At 46.1% G+C, this 18,564-nt stretch carries 22 protein-coding genes; all 22 read right to left on the bottom strand.

The features are described from left to right. Positions 1 to 2: 2 nt before the first annotated feature. Genes SB847_RS03895 through fliG form a run of 22 tightly spaced genes read right to left on the bottom strand, consistent with a single transcriptional unit; the run spans position 3 to position 18,552 of the window. Complete coding sequence (locus SB847_RS03895) at positions 3 to 1,070, bottom strand: protein-glutamate methylesterase/protein-glutamine glutaminase (RefSeq protein WP_410562251.1); 1,068 nt, start codon at positions 1,068 to 1,070, stop codon at positions 3 to 5. Then, a complete protein-coding gene (locus SB847_RS03890; protein WP_038458030.1) occupies positions 1,067 to 1,960 on the bottom strand; it encodes a MinD/ParA family protein in 894 nt (297 codons plus the stop codon). Before SB847_RS03890 ends, SB847_RS03895 begins: the two co-directional genes overlap by 4 nt. Beyond that, on the bottom strand, positions 1,957 to 3,048 hold the full coding sequence (gene flhF, locus SB847_RS03885; protein ID WP_410562254.1) for a flagellar biosynthesis GTPase FlhF: 1,092 nt from the start codon (positions 3,046 to 3,048) through the stop codon (positions 1,957 to 1,959). Before flhF ends, SB847_RS03890 begins: the two co-directional genes overlap by 4 nt. Further along, positions 3,048 to 5,081 (bottom strand): flagellar biosynthesis protein FlhA, encoded by a 2,034-nt coding sequence (flhA, locus tag SB847_RS03880; RefSeq protein WP_410562257.1) that lies wholly within the window; start codon positions 5,079 to 5,081, stop codon positions 3,048 to 3,050. Before flhA ends, flhF begins: the two co-directional genes overlap by 1 nt. A gap of 33 nt (positions 5,082 to 5,114) precedes the next feature. Then, a complete protein-coding gene (gene flhB, locus SB847_RS03875; RefSeq protein WP_410562260.1) occupies positions 5,115 to 6,194 on the bottom strand; it encodes a flagellar biosynthesis protein FlhB in 1,080 nt (359 codons plus the stop codon). Beyond that, entirely contained in the window at positions 6,194 to 6,973 is a 780-nt protein-coding gene (gene fliR, locus SB847_RS03870) for a flagellar biosynthetic protein FliR (RefSeq protein ID WP_017417780.1), read from the bottom strand. The genes flhB and fliR overlap by 1 nt, the downstream gene beginning before the upstream one ends. Before the next feature lie 6 nt (positions 6,974 to 6,979). Further along, positions 6,980 to 7,249: a flagellar biosynthesis protein FliQ gene (gene fliQ / locus SB847_RS03865; RefSeq protein WP_003154234.1), complete on the bottom strand. Its 270-nt coding sequence runs from the start codon at positions 7,247 to 7,249 to the stop codon at positions 6,980 to 6,982. A gap of 14 nt (positions 7,250 to 7,263) precedes the next feature. Further along, entirely contained in the window at positions 7,264 to 7,929 is a 666-nt protein-coding gene (fliP, locus tag SB847_RS03860) for a flagellar type III secretion system pore protein FliP (RefSeq protein ID WP_007409786.1), read from the bottom strand. Next, a complete protein-coding gene (gene fliZ / locus SB847_RS03855; RefSeq protein WP_003154237.1) occupies positions 7,922 to 8,575 on the bottom strand; it encodes a flagella biosynthesis regulatory protein FliZ in 654 nt (217 codons plus the stop codon). The genes fliP and fliZ overlap by 8 nt, the downstream gene beginning before the upstream one ends. A 14-nt stretch (positions 8,576 to 8,589) precedes the next feature. Next, on the bottom strand, positions 8,590 to 8,952 hold the full coding sequence (cheY, locus tag SB847_RS03850; protein ID WP_003154238.1) for a chemotaxis protein CheY: 363 nt from the start codon (positions 8,950 to 8,952) through the stop codon (positions 8,590 to 8,592). A 26-nt stretch (positions 8,953 to 8,978) separates the two neighbouring features. Further along, positions 8,979 to 10,115: a flagellar motor switch phosphatase FliY gene (gene fliY, locus SB847_RS03845; protein WP_015417472.1), complete on the bottom strand. Its 1,137-nt coding sequence runs from the start codon at positions 10,113 to 10,115 to the stop codon at positions 8,979 to 8,981. Then, on the bottom strand, positions 10,105 to 11,103 hold the full coding sequence (gene fliM / locus SB847_RS03840; RefSeq protein WP_003154240.1) for a flagellar motor switch protein FliM: 999 nt from the start codon (positions 11,101 to 11,103) through the stop codon (positions 10,105 to 10,107). Before fliM ends, fliY begins: the two co-directional genes overlap by 11 nt. A gap of 33 nt (positions 11,104 to 11,136) precedes the next feature. Then, positions 11,137 to 11,556, bottom strand: a complete 420-nt coding sequence (gene fliL / locus SB847_RS03835) for a flagellar basal body-associated protein FliL (protein WP_014417773.1) — start codon at positions 11,554 to 11,556, stop codon at positions 11,137 to 11,139. Beyond that, positions 11,553 to 11,768 carry a swarming motility protein SwrD gene (gene swrD, locus SB847_RS03830; protein WP_003154243.1) on the bottom strand — a complete coding sequence of 72 codons (216 nt, stop codon included), beginning with the start codon at positions 11,766 to 11,768 and terminating at the stop codon, positions 11,553 to 11,555. Before swrD ends, fliL begins: the two co-directional genes overlap by 4 nt. Positions 11,769 to 11,807: 39 nt before the next feature. Continuing rightward, a complete protein-coding gene (gene flgG, locus SB847_RS03825) occupies positions 11,808 to 12,584 on the bottom strand; it encodes a flagellar basal body rod protein FlgG (RefSeq protein ID WP_007409783.1) in 777 nt (258 codons plus the stop codon). A gap of 24 nt (positions 12,585 to 12,608) precedes the next feature. Further along, positions 12,609 to 13,049, bottom strand: a complete 441-nt coding sequence (gene flgD / locus SB847_RS03820) for a flagellar hook assembly protein FlgD (protein WP_335494976.1) — start codon at positions 13,047 to 13,049, stop codon at positions 12,609 to 12,611. Then, on the bottom strand, positions 13,050 to 14,393 hold the full coding sequence (locus SB847_RS03815; protein ID WP_410562268.1) for a flagellar hook-length control protein FliK: 1,344 nt from the start codon (positions 14,391 to 14,393) through the stop codon (positions 13,050 to 13,052). 6 nt (positions 14,394 to 14,399) lie between these two features. Next, positions 14,400 to 15,014, bottom strand: coding sequence for a MotE family protein (locus SB847_RS03810; RefSeq protein WP_015388236.1), 615 nt, complete (start codon positions 15,012 to 15,014; stop codon positions 14,400 to 14,402). An 11-nt stretch (positions 15,015 to 15,025) separates the two neighbouring features. Beyond that, on the bottom strand, positions 15,026 to 15,469 hold the full coding sequence (gene fliJ / locus SB847_RS03805) for a flagellar export protein FliJ (RefSeq protein WP_032874893.1): 444 nt from the start codon (positions 15,467 to 15,469) through the stop codon (positions 15,026 to 15,028). Positions 15,470 to 15,474: 5 nt separating this feature from the next. After that, on the bottom strand, positions 15,475 to 16,791 hold the full coding sequence (fliI, locus tag SB847_RS03800; RefSeq protein WP_335494972.1) for a flagellar protein export ATPase FliI: 1,317 nt from the start codon (positions 16,789 to 16,791) through the stop codon (positions 15,475 to 15,477). Further along, on the bottom strand, positions 16,788 to 17,543 hold the full coding sequence (gene fliH / locus SB847_RS03795) for a flagellar assembly protein FliH (protein WP_326157060.1): 756 nt from the start codon (positions 17,541 to 17,543) through the stop codon (positions 16,788 to 16,790). Before fliH ends, fliI begins: the two co-directional genes overlap by 4 nt. Next, on the bottom strand, positions 17,536 to 18,552 hold the full coding sequence (gene fliG / locus SB847_RS03790) for a flagellar motor switch protein FliG (RefSeq protein WP_003154256.1): 1,017 nt from the start codon (positions 18,550 to 18,552) through the stop codon (positions 17,536 to 17,538). Before fliG ends, fliH begins: the two co-directional genes overlap by 8 nt. Positions 18,553 to 18,564 lie beyond the last annotated feature (12 nt).

Here is an 18,564-nt window from a genome sequence, read left to right as displayed (position 1 = left end):
ATTCACACCCTCTCTTTTTTCACACATCCGGTGATGGATGCCGCGATATCTTCCACATGTTTAATCTCATGAATGAGGCCCGCCTTTATCGCTGACTTCGGCATTCCGAACACAACACAGGATTCGTCCGATTCCGCAATCGTTTTAACGCCGCCTGTTCTGAGCATTTCTTTTACGCCCTCGGTTCCGTCGCTGCCCATGCCTGTCATAATGACGGCCACCTTTTCGTAATCGGATAAGCGGCTTGCCGACCGAAACAAATAATCGGCTGATGGTTTATGCCGGCTTTCCGTATCATGAACGTCAAGAATGATGCGGAGCCTTCCGCCTTCCTCTGCAACCGTCATATTTTTTCCGCCGGGCGCGATGTACACCCATCCGTCTTTCGCTTCTTCACCGTTTTCCGCTTCTTTGACCTGAATATCTGACAAATGGTTGAGTCTGTCTGCAAGTGAAGCGGTGAAGCCTTCAGGCATGTGCTGAACGACAAATACAGGCGCCTTTAAATCCTTCGGCAGTTTCGGAATCACCTTTTGCAGAGCCCGCGGTCCGCCAGTAGAGGTCGCGATGAATACGGCCTGCTTGGCTGATTTTGCTTTCGGTCTTTCAAATCCCGCCAAAGCCGGACGTTCCGGGATAGAAGACTCTTTTACTGCCGCCTCAGGTTTTTGTGCGCGGGACAGCCCGGCTGCAATCACCCTCTCAATCAGCTGCTCTTTAATTTTATAAAGATCAAGTGAAATCGCTCCGGAAGGCTTGGTGATAAAATCAAAAGCGCCCATTTCCAGACAGTTGATCGTTCGGTCCTTCCCTTGCTGTGTCTGGCTCGATACCATGATTACGGGAAGTTTATATATGCTGATGATCTTCCGTAATGTATCCGTTCCGTTCATGACCGGCATTTCAATATCAAGCGTGACAACATCCGGTTTAAGAAGCTCTATTTTCTTCAGCGCCTCTTCCCCGTTTCTGGCTGTCCCGATGACTTCTATCTGCACTTCCACAGCCAGAAAATCGGTAATCATCTTTCTCATAAAAGCTGAGTCATCAACGACAAGCACACGAATCACTGTAAAGTCCTCCTCAATAAAAAAGAAGATAATCTCTCAATAAATGCCGGTTTCTCTTCTCTTGGTTTGTTTTCTTCCGTTTGAAACAAGACATCCGTCAGAAGACGGACGGACCTGCTGGCTTTTGCTTGAGGACTTTTTATTAAAAAAGGCACCTGGTCAATGACGGCTTGACTTACTAGCGGGTCATCGGGTATGGAGCCGGCGAAACGCACCCCTGCGCCTAAAAACGTGTGAATCGCATGAGAAAGGCGGTTGTACGTGTCCAGCGCCTGTTTTTGGGCGCGGGCGCGATTTACGGCAATGTTTACGGTCAGCCGTTCATCCGCGAGCAAAAGATGTTTGATCGCGCTATAGGCATCCATAATGGCCGTCGGCTCAGGCGTTGTCACGGCGAGAATGTCTTCCGCCGATAAAATAAACGGCAGCTGTTCTTTTGAAAGTCCCGCTCCCATATCAAACAGAACGTAATCAAAATCGCTTAATACAGCGGAAAGACCATTCATAAAAGCCGTCCACTTCTCTCCGTCTGCTTGATAGATCGCCTCAAGCCCCGTTCCGCCGGATATGTAGCGAAGGCCTTTCGGACCGGAGGAAAGTGATTGCGCCAACGCGTGCCGATTCTCCATCACATCAATAATGGTGCGGGAAGAAGCAGCGCCGATCAGCACATCAATGTTGCCCATTCCGATGTCAAGATCAATGATGAGTGCTTTTTTTCCTTTTTCCTGCAGGGCAACTGCCATGTTTAATGTTAAATTAGATTTTCCGACGCCGCCTTTACCGCTGATGACGGCTAATGTCTTCGCTTTTTTCTCATAAAGCTCCGGCTTGATCATTTGCCGCTCTCTCATTTTCTTTCTTAATGACTCTGCCTGATCGGGTTTCATGTCAAAAGCATCCTTACAAACTCTTTTGGTGAAGCCGATAGGATGTCTTCAGGCACATCCTGTCCATTTGTCAAATAGGCGGCGCCGATTCTTGATTCCGACAGCACTTGAAACACGGAGCCGAGTGAGGCGGTTTCATCCGTTTTCGTGAAAATGAATTGATTGATCGGCACACCTGAAAACTGTTTCAGTACCTGTTTCATATCTTCATACTTTGCAGATGCCGATAATACGAGAAAGGATTGTAAGCCTGATTCAAACGGAATCATCTCTTGTAATTCCGTAATATAATGCTCTTCTTTAAAGTTTCTACCGGCTGTATCAATGAAAACATGGTCATATTCAGCGAATTTTTCCAGTGCCTTCAGACATTCTTCCTTTGAATAGCATACTTCAAGAGGAGCCTGAAGCAGCTCCGCATATGTCTTCAGCTGCTCGACCGCGGCAATCCGGTAAGTATCCGTCGTCATAAAGGCAATTTTTTTATGCTCTGTCAGCATTGATGAGGCCGCGAGTTTCGCAAGTGTAGTCGTTTTGCCGGCCCCGGTTGAACCGAAAAGCACGACGTATTTTGATTGAATCCCTTCCTGCCACCTGTCTGCCGAAGGGAGTTTTTTCACTAACAAATCCTGCAGTTTTGAGCTGACATTATCTTCAGTTAAATCTCCGGAAACAATTGAAGAACGGAGCAATTCACTGAGTACGGCGTTTTGCGTATGATCAGGAAGCCCGGCTTGCTTCAATAGTCTCTCGGCTTTTTTTAATGGTTCAGGGAGCACTTCTTTAAAATGCGCCAGTTCGCCGGAAATGCTTTGATCCGGAAGACGCGGCGGCTGAACAGGCTCAGCTTTCTCCGCCGTTTCCGTCTTTTTCATTTCTTCAGCGGCAGCCGGCGGCGTTTTTCTCGCTTCCCTGACGTCACGATCTAAAACCGCTATCACTTCGACGGCCTGCTGCGACCGCAGCCCCAGCCATTTTCGTTTCTTTACTTGTTTGGAATGTAAAATAACGGCATCATTGCCGAGTTCCTTTTTGATTTGCTTCGCGGCATCCTGCATTGAAGCGGCTGTAAATTTTTTTATTTTCATTAAATATCCACCACTCCAATGCTCTGTACTTCAACATTTGCTTCCAGCTCATTATAAGAAAGAACCGGAAGATCAGGGAAATAGCGTTCTAACAGCTGTTTAACATACATTCTGACAGCAGGCGAGCAAAGAAGAATCGCCGACTCCTGACGGATGGAAAGCTGCTCGGCTTCTTTAGCGACAGAACGGATGATGCTGTCTGAAACCTCAGGGTCGAGTGACAGGTAATTGCCCTGTTCAGTCTGCTGAACCCCGTCTGCAATCGCTTTTTCCACCCGGCCTGAGCATGTGATGACCTTCAGCGTTTCATGCTCTCTCGCATATTGTGCCGTGATTTGTTTGGCAAGCGACTGTCTCGCGTATTCTGTCAAAAGATCTGAATCTGTCGTTAATCTCCCGTAATCGGCAAGAGTTTCAAAAATGGTCACCAAGTTTCTGATTGAAACTTTTTCTCTCAGCAATTTGGCAAGCACCTTTTGAATATCGCCGACAGAAAGAGGGTTTGGCGTGACTTCCTCAACAAGCACAGGATAATTTTCCTTCAGATGATCGATCAGCTGCTTTGTTTCCTGTCTGCCGACCAGTTCATGGGCATGCTGCTTAATTTTTTCTGTAATATGCGTAGATACGACTGACGCCGGATCAACAACTGTATACCCCAGCATGTCCGCTTCATCTTTTGCAGCTTCGCTGATCCATTTTGCGGGGAGTCCGAACGACGGTTCAATCGTTTCAATTCCTTCAATGACGTCATCTTCAGGCGTCGGTGACATCGCTAAGTAATGATCCAGCAGGAGCTCTCCTTTAGCGACTTCATTGCCTTTAATTTTCAATCTGTATTCATTCGGCTGGAGCGCGATGTTATCCCTGATGCGCACAACCGGAATGACAAGTCCCAATTCAAGCGCAAGCTGACGTCTGATCATGACGATGCGGTCAAGAAGATCACCGCCCTGCCCCGCGTCTGCAAGCGGCACGAGTCCGTATCCGAATTCAAATTCAATCGGATCAATATGTAAAAGCTGCACAACGCTTTCCGGGCTTTTCAGTTCATCCGCCTGAGCCTCTTCTTCAAGAATTTCTTCCTCTTCTTCGCTCGGCTTATCCGCTTTGGACAGCGTATAAGCGCCGAATGCAAGCAGACCGGCGATCGGCCCCGTCAGCAGAATGCCGATCGGTGTAAGAAGACCGAGCAAAAGTACAGTTCCCGCGGCTACATATAAGAGCTTCGGATAAGCAAACAGCTGGCCTGTAATATCATGACCGAGGTTTCCTTCAGATGCCGCTCTCGTCACGACAATCCCCGTAGCCGTTGAAATGAGCAAGGCCGGCATTTGAGAAACGATACCGTCACCGACCGTCAGCATTGTAAAGTGAGACGCAGCTTCTTGTATGCTCATCCCCTGCTGCAGCATGCCGATTACAATTCCGAAAATAATATTGATCATCACGATGATGATACCCGCGATGGCATCCCCTTTGACGAATTTGCTCGCACCGTCCATGGCGCCGTAAAAATCCGCTTCCCGGCCGACTTTTTCACGTCTGTGCTTTGCATCCTGCTCCGTAATCATGCCGGCATTTAAATCCGCGTCAATACTCATTTGCTTTCCGGGCATCGCATCGAGCGTAAATCTCGCCGCCACTTCCGATACCCGCTCGGCGCCTTTTGTAATGACGATAAACTGAATAATAATCAAGATAATGAAGACAACAAGCCCTACCAGCACATTTCCGCCGACAACGAAATTCCCGAATGTCTCAACAACCTTTCCCCCTTCTCCGTGAGAAAGAATCGAACGTGTCGTCGACACATTGAGCGAAAGCCGAAACAGCGTCAATAACAGCAGCAATGACGGGAATATCGAGAATTGCAGCGGTTCTTGCATATTCATTGTGGTGAGAAGCACGATCAACGCAAGAGAGATATTAATGATGATCAAAATACTTAACAACCATGGAGGGAATGGAATCACCAGCATTGCCACAATGAGGACAACACTTATTAAAACCGATAAATCTCTTGTTGACATGCTGTTTTTCTCTCCTTTTGAATCTGAAATTCACTATACTTTTTGTTTCGTTTTATATACATAAGCCAAAATTTCCGCAATGACTTTGAAAAACTCTTCCGGCACGGCCTGGTCAATGTCAACCTGATCATATAACGCACGCGCGAGCGGCCTGTTTTCAATCGTCATGACATCGTGTTCTTTGGCGATCTGCCTGATTTTTAATGCGAGATGGTCGACCCCTTTGGCAACAATGTAAGGAGCGTCCATTTTCTTTTCATCATATTTTAAAGCTATCGCATAATGGGTCGGGTTGGTAATGATGACATCCGCTTTCGGCACTTCCTGCATCATCCGCCTCATCGCCATTTCCCGCTGCTTCTGCTTAATTTTGGACTTGATAATCGGATCACCCTCCGATTTTTTGTATTCATCTTTTATATCCTGCTTTGACATTCTGATATTTTTCTCATAGTCAAAACGCTGATATAAATAATCAAGCCCGGCCAGCAGCATTAAAGCCCCTGATCCCGCAAGCCCCATCCAAAGCGTGAGCTTAGAAACGAAAGTGAGCACTTCCGCAGGCGTTAAAAGCGGAAGGCGGAGAATATCGCCATAATGAAGCCAGAGCACCATAAAGGCGGCAAAACCGACCACGGTAATCTTCAAAATGGATTTGACCAGTTCAACAATCGCCCTCATGCTGTAAATCCGCTTAAATCCTTTCAGCGGGCTGAGCTTATTCAAGTCAGGCTTGAGCACTTCCGCAGAAAACAGAAAACCCACCTGCATGTAATTGCTCACGACACCTGCCACAAGCGCGACCAGCATAATCGGCGCGAGGATGAGGCTGATATCTTTCACCGTATCCACGAACAGTTCATGCACGACAGATGCTGACAGATGTAATGTTATCGATTTCGTATAAAACGTTTTAATAAAAGACAGCAGCCTGTCCCGCATGTAAGGACCGAGCGCGATCAGCGAAAGAAAGATAATCAGTAAAGAAACGGCTGTATTCACATCCGTACTTTTCGCGACCTGTCCTTTCTTTCTTGTATCCTTCCGTTTTTTCGGAGTGGCTTTCTCCGTTTTTTCACCGGCAAAGAATTGCAGATTCAGTCTGAGTCTCATCATGTCACACCGACCAATGCCAATAGATTCCGCATGGTTTCAACGGTAAGGCTGAAGATGTTGCGGACGACGACAAACATCACCGACATACAAACGATCAGCATAATAAAGCTCACGGCTATTTTCAGAGGAAGCCCGACAACGAAAACATTCAGCTGCGGCACCGTTCTCGCCACAATGCCGAGCGCCAAATCAACTAAAAACAGACTGGCCACAACCGGCGCAGACATTTGAAAAGCGATAATAAACATGGCATTGAAGCTTTTTGCGATAAAAAGTCCAAAGTGATCATTTCCAAACGACGGAAATGCCTGATCAAGCGGGATATACTGAAAGCTGTAATAAATCCCGTCCAATAAAAGATAATGGGCGTTTACGCTGAGCATAAATAACAGCGCCAGCGTATAAACGAATTGTCCGATCAGCGGGCTTTGCGTTCCTGATTGCGGATCAATGACATTGGCGATGGAAAAGCCCATCTGAAAATCAATAAAGGAACCTGCTATCTGAATGGCTGTCATCATCATGAAAGCAATCAGCCCGAGGCTCAAGCCCACAACGGCCTCTTTTATGACAAGCAGCATATACTGTTCCCCTATTTCTATTTCCGGCGCATGTTTCAGCGTGCTGAAGCAGATCACCGAAAGAAAAAAAGCAAAGCCGATTCGGTGAACCGCCGGCAGATTCCGATGTCCGAACACCGGCACCGTTACAAAAAAAGCAGAGATTCTGATAAAGACCAATAAAAAAGCGGGAAACAAATCAATGATGGAATTCATTTGATTCTACCCTGCAAATCGGTTCAGATGAGAGAACAGATCAGTTGTGAACGAAAGAATCGTCGACAGCATCCAAGGACCGAAAAAGATCAGTCCAAGCATCACCGCCACGATTTTCGGAATGAACGCAAGCGTCTGTTCCTGGATTTGAGTTGTCGCTTGAAAGATACTGACGAGCAAACCGACGATCAGCGCGATCGCAAGCAGCGGCCCGCTGATCATTAGTGTTACATATACGGCTTTTTCCGCCATGGAAATTACAAATTCTGAACTCACAATTAGCACCTACCCTAAAAGCTGTCAAGCAAAGATTTCACGATTAAATACCATCCATCGACCAAAACGAAAAGCAATATTTTAAAGGGCAGAGAGATCATAACCGGCGGTAGCATCATCATTCCCATTGACATTAAGACGCTCGCCACGACCATATCGATAATTAAAAACGGAATAAAAATCATAAAGCCCATTTGAAAAGCGGTTTTGAGTTCTGATATCGCATAAGCGGGCACCATCGTCGTCAAAGGAATATCCTGAATCGATTCAGGTTTTTTCATTTTGGCATAGTTCATAAACAGCGCCAGATCCTTCTGCCTTGTATGCTTGCTCATATACTCTTTAATCGGCTTCTCGGCTTTTGTATATGCTTCATCGAGACTGATTTTGTTGTCCATCAGCGGCGTTAAGGCTTCCTTATTAATCTCTGAAAAAGTCGGCGCCATAATAAAAAACGTCAAGAACAGCGCAAGGCCGATTAAAACCTGGTTGGGAGGCATGTTCTGCGTCGCCAGTGAGGTTCTTACAAAAGACAGAACGATGACGATTCTCGTAAAGCAGGTCATCAAAATCAGAATCCCCGGCGCCACTGAAAAGACAGTCAAAAGCAGCAGTAATTTAACAGTGGAGCTGACTTCGGTCGGACTGCTTGAATTAAAAAGATTAATAAATTCATTCATGATGATAAGGGCCTTTCTTCTTTCCTTCAGAACGGCTTTGTTTCAGCTCGTTCAGCTGTTCTTTCAGCGCTTTTGAAAACGACGGAAGCATCGTTTGCGGCTTTTTTTCTCCATCCTTACGCGGATTTACGAGCTTGGTCCATTCCACTTTTGAAGACATCGACTCTTCGTATTGGCTCAGAATCGCCTCGCGCTCTTTTTCATCTTCAATTTCTTTTAAAAGCTGTATCGTTTCGCCCACACCGACTACGAGAACGCTGTTTCCCACTTTAATCAGCTGCACGGAACGGTTTTGGCCGACTGACGTTCCGCCGATATTTTCTACATATTGAAACGGCTTCAGCAGACGGTTTCTTCTATTCATCAGTTTGACAAATCCATAGATCAGCAGAATGACGAATAATAACGCCCCAATCATCTTTACAAAATCAAAAGCGGAGACAGAAGATGCAGAAGCATCCCCTATCTCTTGATCAGCCGTTTGTTTCGATGTATCGCTTTTTTTCTCTGTTTTGTTTGTTGATTGTTTGTCAAACCATTCGTTGACGGTGGAATTGTCAGACTCCGCCGCAAAAGCAGGGAACGGATGTACATTGAGTAAAACGAAACAACAAATCAAAGCTAGTAAACCATGACTCTTTTTCAACAGTCGTACACCCTTTAGCTTAATGTTTTATTAATAGCTTCAAGCACGCGGTCCGCTTGGAACGGTTTCACGATAAAGTCTTTTGCGCCGGCTTGAATCGCGTCAATAACCATTGACTGCTGGCCCATAGCCGAACACATGATGATTTTCGCCTGCGGATCGATTTGTTTAATTTCCTTTAAAGCTGTAATCCCGTCCATTTCAGGCATTGTAATATCCATTGTCACTAGGTCGGGGGAATGCTCTTTGAATTTTTCGACTGCCTGCGCTCCGTCTGAAGCTTCAGCTACAACGTCAAAACCGTTCTTCACTAAAATATCTTTGATCATCATTCTCATAAATGCTGCATCGTCTACAATTAAAATTCTGTGTGCCATAATCTGTTTCTCTCCTCTATGTTCGCTTATTTTAAATTGTTAAGGCGGTCTGCCTGACTTAAAATATCAGTGACTCTCACGCCGAAGTTTTCTTCTATGACAACGACCTCGCCCTTTGCCACGATCCGCTGGTTGACCAGGATGTCAACAGGTTCACCAGCCAGCTTGTCAAGCTCAATAATGCTTCCCGCAGAAAGTTCAAGGATTTCTTTGACGCTTCTCTTCGTTCTGCCAAGCTCAACCGTAACGGAAAGCGGAATATCCATCAGCATATCAAGGTTATTCCTTGATCCTTGCGCCGCTTCGTTATGATCAAACGCCTGGAATTCTACCGGAGCGACTTGAACAGGAGCAGCTTTTTTTGCGGTTCCCTGTCTCTTCGGAAGCTCGGGTTTTGCCTGCGGCTCCGGCTGCATGGCAGGTTCCGGCTGCGGCGTTTCGTATGTTTGCTGAGGTTCTGATACGGTTTCTGCGGCCTCTGACTCATGCTGGTCTGCAGTCATCAGGTCTGCGATCAGATCTTTCGCAAACGTAATCGGATAAAGCTGCATGATGCTCGAATCGATTAATTCGCCGACTTTCAGACGGAATGACACTTTTACGAGCAGGTCATCCTCAGGTATTCTGTCGGTCCCTTTTTCTTCCGTAACATCCAGAAGTTCAACCCTTGGCGGAGAAATGTCAATCTTTTTACTGAACACGGTCGACATTGACGTAGCAGCCGAGCCCATCATTTGATTCATTGCTTCCTGCACGGCGCTCAGGTGGATTTCACCGAGTGACGGATCGGCGCCCCGGCCGTCCCCTCCGATCATCAAATCCGCGATGATGGCCGCGTCGCTTTGTTCGACGACGAGCAAATTGCTGCCGTCAAAGCCTTCTGTGTAGTTCACTTCAATGGCAACATACGGATGAGGAAATTCATCACTGATTTTACTTTTTGAAATGACGGTCACACTCGGCGTCGTAATGTCCACTTTTTGATTTAAAAGAGTGGACAGCGCCGTAGCCGAGCTGCCGAACGAAATATTCCCGATTTCTCCGATCGCATCGCGCTCAAGTTCAGACAAGTTCGCCCCTTGAGGCTGTTCTGTATCCTCTGATTGACTGCTTGTGCCGTTAAGAAGAGCATCGATTTCATCTTGAGATAATCTATTGTTCATCTTGTTCACCTCTTATGTCGTGATCTAAAATTTGCACTGCCTGTCTTCGATTCACCCGGCCGGCCTGCCCTAAAAACTTCGGTTTGTTTCCGACCAATACAGTAAGAGGATCAGTCACTGATTTGTCCAGAGTTATACAGTCCCCGACTTCCAAACTTAAAAATTCTTCTATTGTCAGTTCAGAAGCGCCCAAGAGAGCCACAACGGGAATTTGAGCCGTCATGATGCGCTTTTCAAGCAACTTCGTTTCTTCGGGCTTCGCTTCATTCCGGTCTGATTGCATCCAATAATGTACGGAAAGCTTAGGGATAATCGGCTCAAGTACGACATGGGGAATACAAAGGTTAATGACACCGCTGATTTCACCTATCTGTGTATTGAGAGAAATGACAACGACTGTTTCATTTGGGGAAACCATCTGTACAAACTGAGGATTCACTTCAAATTCAGTCATTTCAGGGTCAATATCAGCAATCGATTGCCAAGCTTCTTTGTAGTTGCCCAGTGCATTTTCAAATAAGTTAGAAATAATATTCGTTTCAATTTCCGTAAGGCTGTCAGCTTTGTTATGAGTGATGCCGATGCCTCCCATGACGCGGTCAAGCATTGCGTATGCGATGGTGGGATTAACCTCCATCATGATTCTGCCTTCCATCGGATGAACATCGAATAAATTTAAAATCGTCATGTTCGGTATGGAACGGATAAATTCTTCATATGGCACCTGGTCAACTGAGCTGACAGATATATGAATATACGTTCTGAGCTTGGCGGAAAAGTGTGTTGTGAGAAGCCTCGCAAAGTTATCATGTATCCGGGTTAAACTGCGTATCTGATCTTTCGAGAATCTGAGAGCCCGTTTAAAATCATATACCTTTACTTTTTTCTCTTTAACTTCTTTTTTCAGCTCTTCCGCATCCGCCTCACCCGTGGAAATGGCGGAAAGCAGTGCGTCTATTTCATTTTGGGAGAGAACTTCTCCTGACATTTTCTTCACCTCCGTATTCTGTCAAATTTGTTTTTATTGCAGATTAAAGGAGGTAATGTACACTTTCTGAACTTTTCCTTCTTGGAGATAGCTGTTTACTTTCTCTTTTAATGATTGTTTAAACGCTTCTCTTCCTTTATCTCCCTCAATCTCTCCGGCGCTTGTGTCGGCTAAAATGGAAATGATGTTGTCTTTCACCTGAAAATCGCGTTTTTCAAGTTCTTCCTTCGCTTTAGCCGAGTCGGTTTCAAGCTTGATGCCGATACGGATGATGCTGTCAGACTTTAAGTTTGTCGTAATATCGTCGACAGACACAGTGGCTGCAACGACTTCGTCAATTGTCGGCTTTTTGTCTTTGCCGGAATTTCCGCTGACGACAAAATATGCTGCCGTTCCGAGGCCGGCGATGACAATTAAAATAATCAGCAAAATGATGACTAATTTTTTCTTCATTCTTCTTCCTCTATTCCCTGATCCAGTGAAAATATTTGTATGCTATGGTAAAACGATATGACTTTTTTGAGAACTGCTTCTTCCGGTTCTTTCACTACGAACTTTTTGCCGTTGGACAGTGTAATCGTCGTGTCGGGGAAGCACTCAATCTGTTCGATAAACAGCGCGTTCAGCGTAAAAGGCTGGCCGTTTAAACGGGTGACTTGAATCATGCAATCCGGAGAAGCGGCCTAACCGCCTCTCCTCCCTCCTTACCGTTTCAGATTAACCAGCTCCTGAAGGATTTCATCTGAAGTCGTAATGATTTTTGAATTTGATTGGAAACCGCGCTGAGCAACGATCATTTCGGTAAATTCATCTGTCAGATCTACGTTTGACATTTCAAGATAGCCTGCCAAAAGCTTACCCGTTCCGTTTTCGCCCGGAGTGGTGACTGCGCTCGCAGCTCCTGAACTTAATGATTCTCTGTAAAGGTTTCCTCCGATTTTTTCCAGACCGGCGCTGTTAGGGAACGTGACCAGACCGATTTGTCCGGCATCATGAACCTCATCCCCTGCATCAGTGTATGTAACCGTTCCGTCTGCACCGATGCTGTAATCTTTCGCATCAGTCGGAATATTGATTTTGCCGCCGCCGATTTTTTCAAGGTAGTACCCGTCAGTCGTAACAAGGTTCCCTTGATTGTCCTTTCCGAAATTCCCCGCACGTGTGTAAACAATTCCCGCGCCTGTATTAATCTGAAAGTAGCCGTCTCCGTCAATGGCTAGGTCGGTTTTATTCTGTGTAGCCTGCGGGGCGCCGGTTGAATGAACGACATCAATGGAAGAAGTCGCGGCACCTAAGCCGATTTGTTTTGAATTGGTCACGTTTGAACCGCCGGCGACTGTCTGGCTGATCATATCTTTAAATGTAACGCGGCTTTTCTTAAATCCTACTGTGTTGACGTTGGCGATGTTATTGCCGATTACATCTAGTTTTGTCTGAAAGTTTTTCATGCCGCTGATACCGGAATATAATGAACGTAACATGTTAAATTCCCCCTGGGTTTCTTTTTATTTAGATGTTTCGCTGACGGCCGTGACATTCCACGGACTGACCTCTTTGCCATTTTCAAGCACGAGCACGTAATTGCCGTTTGAATGCTTGACTGAATTGACTGGGCTTGTCTGGTCCTTCCCGTCGCTGTCGTTGAATGTTACATTTTTGCCGATCCAGTTCACATACATCGTAAACGGATCTTGATTTTCTACAAATTTAGTCATCGTCGTATTCATATTCATCATTTGCTCTAATGAAGAAAATGTCGCCATCTGGCTGATGAATTCTTTGTCATCAACCGGATTGAGCGGGTCCTGGTTTTGAACCTGTGTCATTAAGATCTTCAGAAATTCGTCTTTCCCTAAATTCGTGCTGCTGTTTACTGCGGAGGTGCTCTTCGCGCTTGAAGTGGTTGAAGCGCCCGCCGCGGCATAATCCGAGTTTACTGATGTCAACTATTCTTCCTCCATTTCATTGAGAGAAAGCTCCTCCAGCATATCTCCGAAATCGCCTGACTGCTGCTGGTTCTTCTGCTCTCTCTGTCCCTGATGCTGCTGTTTATTGTGATCGGCCGTCTGCCCGTAAACAGGCTGCTGATCCCCGCTTTGAAGCGGGACTGTAAAACGGTCGACCTGGACCGACATATTCGGAAGCGACTGTTTCAGCTGAGGAAGATGCTGTTCCAGCAGCTCTTTCGCGGACTGGCTGGATGCGATTATTTTGCTTTGAAACATCCCGTTTTCGTTTGTCACCTTAATTGTGACAAATCCGAGGTTCTCGGGATTAAGACGAATCGTAAAGCTTCCGGTTGTTTTCCCGAAAGGCGTGTATTTCATCTGTTTCCAGCCGCTGATGACCTGATCCGTTAACGGTTTATTTTCTGCCGGCTGCTGTTCAGCTCCTGCGGACGTTTGCTGAATGCCGGCAAGGCTTCTCGTTCCCGAAAACAGGATATGTGCAGACAATTTGCTGTCAGGCGCCTTTGCGTGAGAAACCGTGCCGCCGTTTTGCTGTTCTGTTTTCCCGGCTGACTCTTGGGATGATTCAGATGATTGAGATAACACAAAAGCTTTCAGCTCAGTTTCAGCCATATCCCATTCCTTTGTTCCCTTTTGAGAGAGGCCCGCAAGCTGCTCCGCGACGCTTTGAAAGCTCTTCAGCTCAGCGGCTGTCATGGAGTAAAGTTTAGATGAAGATTCGTTTTTCGGAAAAAATGTCTGCCGCAGGTCTTGAATTACGCGGTCCGGAACGCCTTGTTTTTTCAATGCCTCTAATAAACGGGCGCCTTCCTGGTAAACCGCCTTTGCCTGCGCGCTGTCCGGCAGTTCCTGCTGAGATGTGAAGAGCTGGGATACGGCTTCATGAATGAAAAGCAGACCCTTCTCAAGCGCATCCTTGACGGAATCCCCGTCTTTTGCGGAAGAATCCGGCTCATCCGTTTCAGGCTTCGCCCCATGCTGTTTTCCCGCTAACATGTCTTCAACAGATTCGGCAAGCTGTTTCAATAAAGGAAGAGCTGTTTCAGCCGTCTGCTTTCCTTCAAGAGCTTTTACCGCCTCAAGCAGCTGTTTTAGCTGCAATTCTTTATCTTCCGGGCCGGCTTTCAGCCAATCACCGATTTTCGATAGAGCATCATTCAGCTCAGCGTCACTTGTTTTTGTTTCATCTCCGGGCTGCCGGGGAGAAGTGATTTCCGACAGGAGCCAGTTCTGAAATAGACCTAAGCTGTTTACATTCATCTTCACATTGCTGTTTTGCGCAGTCTGCGTACGATTACCAGTTAATTCAAGCAGCTTCAACTTACATCACTCCTTATTTCCGTCAGCGGATAGTTTTTCTGTATATTTAGCCGCTTGTTCAGGAGTCATTTTCGTCAAGATTTCAGCAAGCTGCTTTTTACTTAATCCGTTTAAAATATCGAGGGCTTCTTTTTCTTTCAGCTTTACGATAATGCTTGCCGCTTTACCGCTGTCCATACTTTTATAGATGTTGATCATCTTATCTTTTCCGGCTGAATCCGAAGCGTCTTTTTTCGTTTCATCCGTCTTCGTTTTCTGCTGCTGTTCAGCTTCCTGTTTCAGTGAACGGATTTTCTGATTCAGATTATCGATTTCGGATTTGCTTGTGTCTAAATCTTTATTCAAAATGTTAATTTCACTTTTTTGTTCCTTTATGGTCTTTTCAAGAGAAGCCGTTCTGTCTTCCTTCTGCTTTTCCGCCGCGCTTTTCATTTCTTTCGTTTCGGGAACCAATTCTTTTAAAACAGGCGTTTTAGCGGCTGTTTCCTGAATCGGCTTCATCACATCAACGCCGGCAGCCCAAAGGATGATGCTTGCGACGATGATCAGAAAAATCAGCGGGATCATGATAAAAAGCAGGATTGAACCGAACTTTCCAGATCTCTTTTCTTTATCGGCCATTTCATTCGCTCCTAATGCCCCTGAATCATAAACTGCTTGATTGAAATGTCGTCCATTTCCCTCATCTCTGCAGCTTTGTCTTCAAGTGCGAACATATTAAATTGTTTTTCCCGCATTTTTTCAAATTTCTTTACTTCAATGTTTTTTTCGGTGAGCTGTTCCTGCTTCTCATTCATTTCATTTCGTTTCATGATGACAAGCTTTTGATAATGATAGATGGTGTTCTCAAGATTGGAAACGAAGTGCTGATAATGTCTCATTTCCTGAACGCTCATCCCGCATTTCAGCTTTGATTCTTTGTCTTTTTCGAGCAATTCTTTTTTGCTCATATTTTCATATAGTTTTTCAGCCACTGTCTCAAATTCAGAAACCGATTGTCTGTATTCAGTCAATGTTTGGTCTTTTTCATTTTCTTTTAATTCCAGCAGCTTTTGAAATCTGAATTGGTATGCCACGATGTTTATTCCTCTTTTCCTGTCAGGCTCGTCAATGCCGCAATGCTGTCTTCCAAGTGAGCAGGTTCTTCCGTTCCTTGTTTTAAAAATTGAATAAGCTGCGGATAAAACTGAATCGCTTCATCAATTTCTCTTGATGATCCTCTTTTGTAAGCTCCGATATTAATGAGATCTTCAGAGTTTTGATAAGTTGACAGAAGATCGCGGAATTTGTTGGCCGCCTCTATATGCGATGTGTCTGAAATATTAGACATGACCCTGCTGATGCTTTTCAGGATGTTCACGGCCGGGAACTGCCCTTTGTTGGCAAGCGCCCGATCGAGAACGATATGGCCGTCTAATATTCCGCGCACCGTATCGGCAATCGGTTCGTTCATGTCATCTCCGTCAACGAGAACCGTATAAAAAGCGGTTATCGTTCCTTGTTCATTCGCGCCCGTTCTTTCCAGCAAACGGGGCAAAATAGCGAACACAGAAGGTGTATATCCTTTTGTTGTCGGCGGTTCTCCCGCTGCCAGGCCGATTTCCCGCTGAGCCATCGCGACCCTCGTGACAGAGTCCATCATGAACATCACATTCCGGCCTTTATCGCGGAAGTACTCTGCAATGGCGGTGGCCGTATACGCCGCTTTCAAACGCATTAAGGCAGGCTGATCAGAGGTCGCGACTACGACTATCGAGCGTTTCAGGCCTTCTTCGCCTAAATCCTTCTCGATGAATTCACGCACCTCGCGCCCCCGTTCACCGACGAGTGCGATAATGTTTAAATCAGCTTCAGTCTGCTTCGCGATCATTCCCATCAGGGTGCTTTTTCCGACTCCGCTTCCGGCAAAAATCCCGATTCTCTGCCCTTTTCCTACCGTCAGCAGACTGTCAATCGATCTGACGCCGACACCCATCTTTTCCCGTATCGGCGGGCGTTTCATCGGGTTTGGCGGCGGCTGCTCGGTCGAAACGGGGGACAAACCTTTCGGAAGCGCCCGGCCGTCAAGAGGTTCGCCGAACGCATCAACAACCTGTCCGATTAAACCCGCGCCTACTTTGATGCGGAGCGACTCGCCAGTGGCCTCCACAATGCTGCCCGGCGCGATGCTGGCCGCTTCCAGATAAGGCATTAGCAGAATGTTTTCATCCTGGAAGCCTACAACCTCAGCTTTAATCGCTTTTTTCGCATGGCCTTTCGGATAAATGAGACAAACATCTCCGATTGAGCTTTCGGGCCCTTTTGATTCAATCATCAGCCCGATGACCCGTTTAACCTTGCCGTAGCGCTTGTACGGATCCGCTGTTTCAATTGAGTCTATTAAATACTGTGTCTTCATTGCTCCGCTCCCGCCTCAAGCGCCGTTAAAAGTTTTTGCTTTAATTGCATCAGCTGGGTGTCTATGCCTGCATCGACACGTCCGAACGGAGTTTCTATCGAGCACGTTCCCTTCGCGGCTTTTTCATCGGCATATAAGCTTAATCTGCATTCTTTGTATAACAGCTGCTGAATTTCGTCCATATGCTGATGAACCGTCTCATAATATTCAGGGTCCACATAGATGGAGATGTCATCATAATCTTTTACTTCGGCTACTACCTGTTTGACCAGCAGAAGGAAAGCCTCTTTATCATCACTTTTTTGCCGCCATACTTTTTTAGCGAGCGCAACGGAAAGCTCAATAATTTCTTCCTCAGCGCTTTCCAGTTTTTCCTCGACTGACTGTCTCGCCATTTCCATAACGGCATTGGCCCGGCTGATGAGATTAGCGTATTCAGCTTGAGCCTCGGCTTTTCCCAATGCCATGCCTTCTTCATATCCTTCTGCCTTTGCTTCTTCTATCAATCTTTGTTTTTCTTCCGCCCAGCGGTTTTTCGCTTCTTCAATCTGCCGAAGAGTGTGCTCTAATTGATTTTTCGCTTCTTCAGACACCCTGTCGGCTTCTGCTTTGGCAAAAGCCATGAGAGCCTCTGGATTTTCGGGTTCCTCCCGGTCTGGCTGGGAATGTGTTTTCCTGACTTCCTGCAAGGAAAGCTTGCGCCGTTTTTGTTCAGGAGAAAATGATGATTGCTGTTTAATGATATTAGACAATAATATCGTCTCCTCCGCCTCGCGCGATTACAATTTCACCGGCTTCTTCCAGCTTGCGGACGACGCCCACGATTCTTGATTGCGCCTCTTCCACATCACGCAAACGCACAGGCCCCATAATCTCCATTTCCTCTTTAAACGTTTCAACCATACGCTGTGACATATTGCTGAAGACGATTTCTTTGACTTCCTCGCTCGCAACCTTCAATGAAAGCAGGAGGTCGTCGTTTTCAACGTCTCTGATCACGCGCTGAATCGCACGGTTATCAAGGGTGACAATATCTTCAAAGACAAACATCCGTTTTTTGATTTCATCCGCCAACTCAGGATCTTGGATTTCTAATGAATCAAGGATCGTTTTTTCCGTTCCTCTGTCTACGCCGTTTAACACTTCAACAACGGCTTCTATGCCGCCGGTCTGCGTATAATCCTGCGTAAAGGAGGAGGACAGCTTTTGTTCAAGGACCCGCTCCACTTCATTTATGATTTCAGGAGACGTTCTGTCCATAACCGCAATCCTTCTTGCCACCTCAGCCTGAACGTCCGGGTTCAGCTCAGACAAAATCTGTCCGGCCTGCACCGGGTCAAGGTAGGATAAAATCAGCGCCATCGTTTGCGGATGTTCCTGCTGAATGAAATTTAAAATCTGTTCGGGTTCCGCTTTTCTTGCGAAGTCAAACGGCTTTACCTGCAAAGAAGAGGTGAGCCTGTTTAAAATGCTTACCGCTTTGTCTTCTCCGAGCGCTTTTTCAAGCACTTGGCGGGCGTAATTTAAACCGCCTTGTGAAATATAGTCCTGAGCGATTGCGATATTATGAAATTCTTCAATGATTTCATCTTTTCTTTGATGATCGACGCTTCTGACTCCCGAAATCTCGAGTGTCAATCTTTCAATTTCTTCTTCAGACAAATGCTTGTATACAGAAGCTGATACATCAAGGCCTAAGGAAATCATGAGGATGGCTGCTTTTTGTTTTCCTGTAAGCTTGTTCTGATCACGTTTCGCCATTTTCCATTCCCC

The sequence above is a fragment of the Bacillus sp. SIMBA_026 genome, from assembly GCF_046535335.1.
In the GTDB taxonomy this organism is placed as follows: Bacteria; Bacillota; Bacilli; order Bacillales; family Bacillaceae; genus Bacillus; species Bacillus velezensis.
This window is presented reverse-complemented; position numbering and strand designations above follow the sequence as displayed.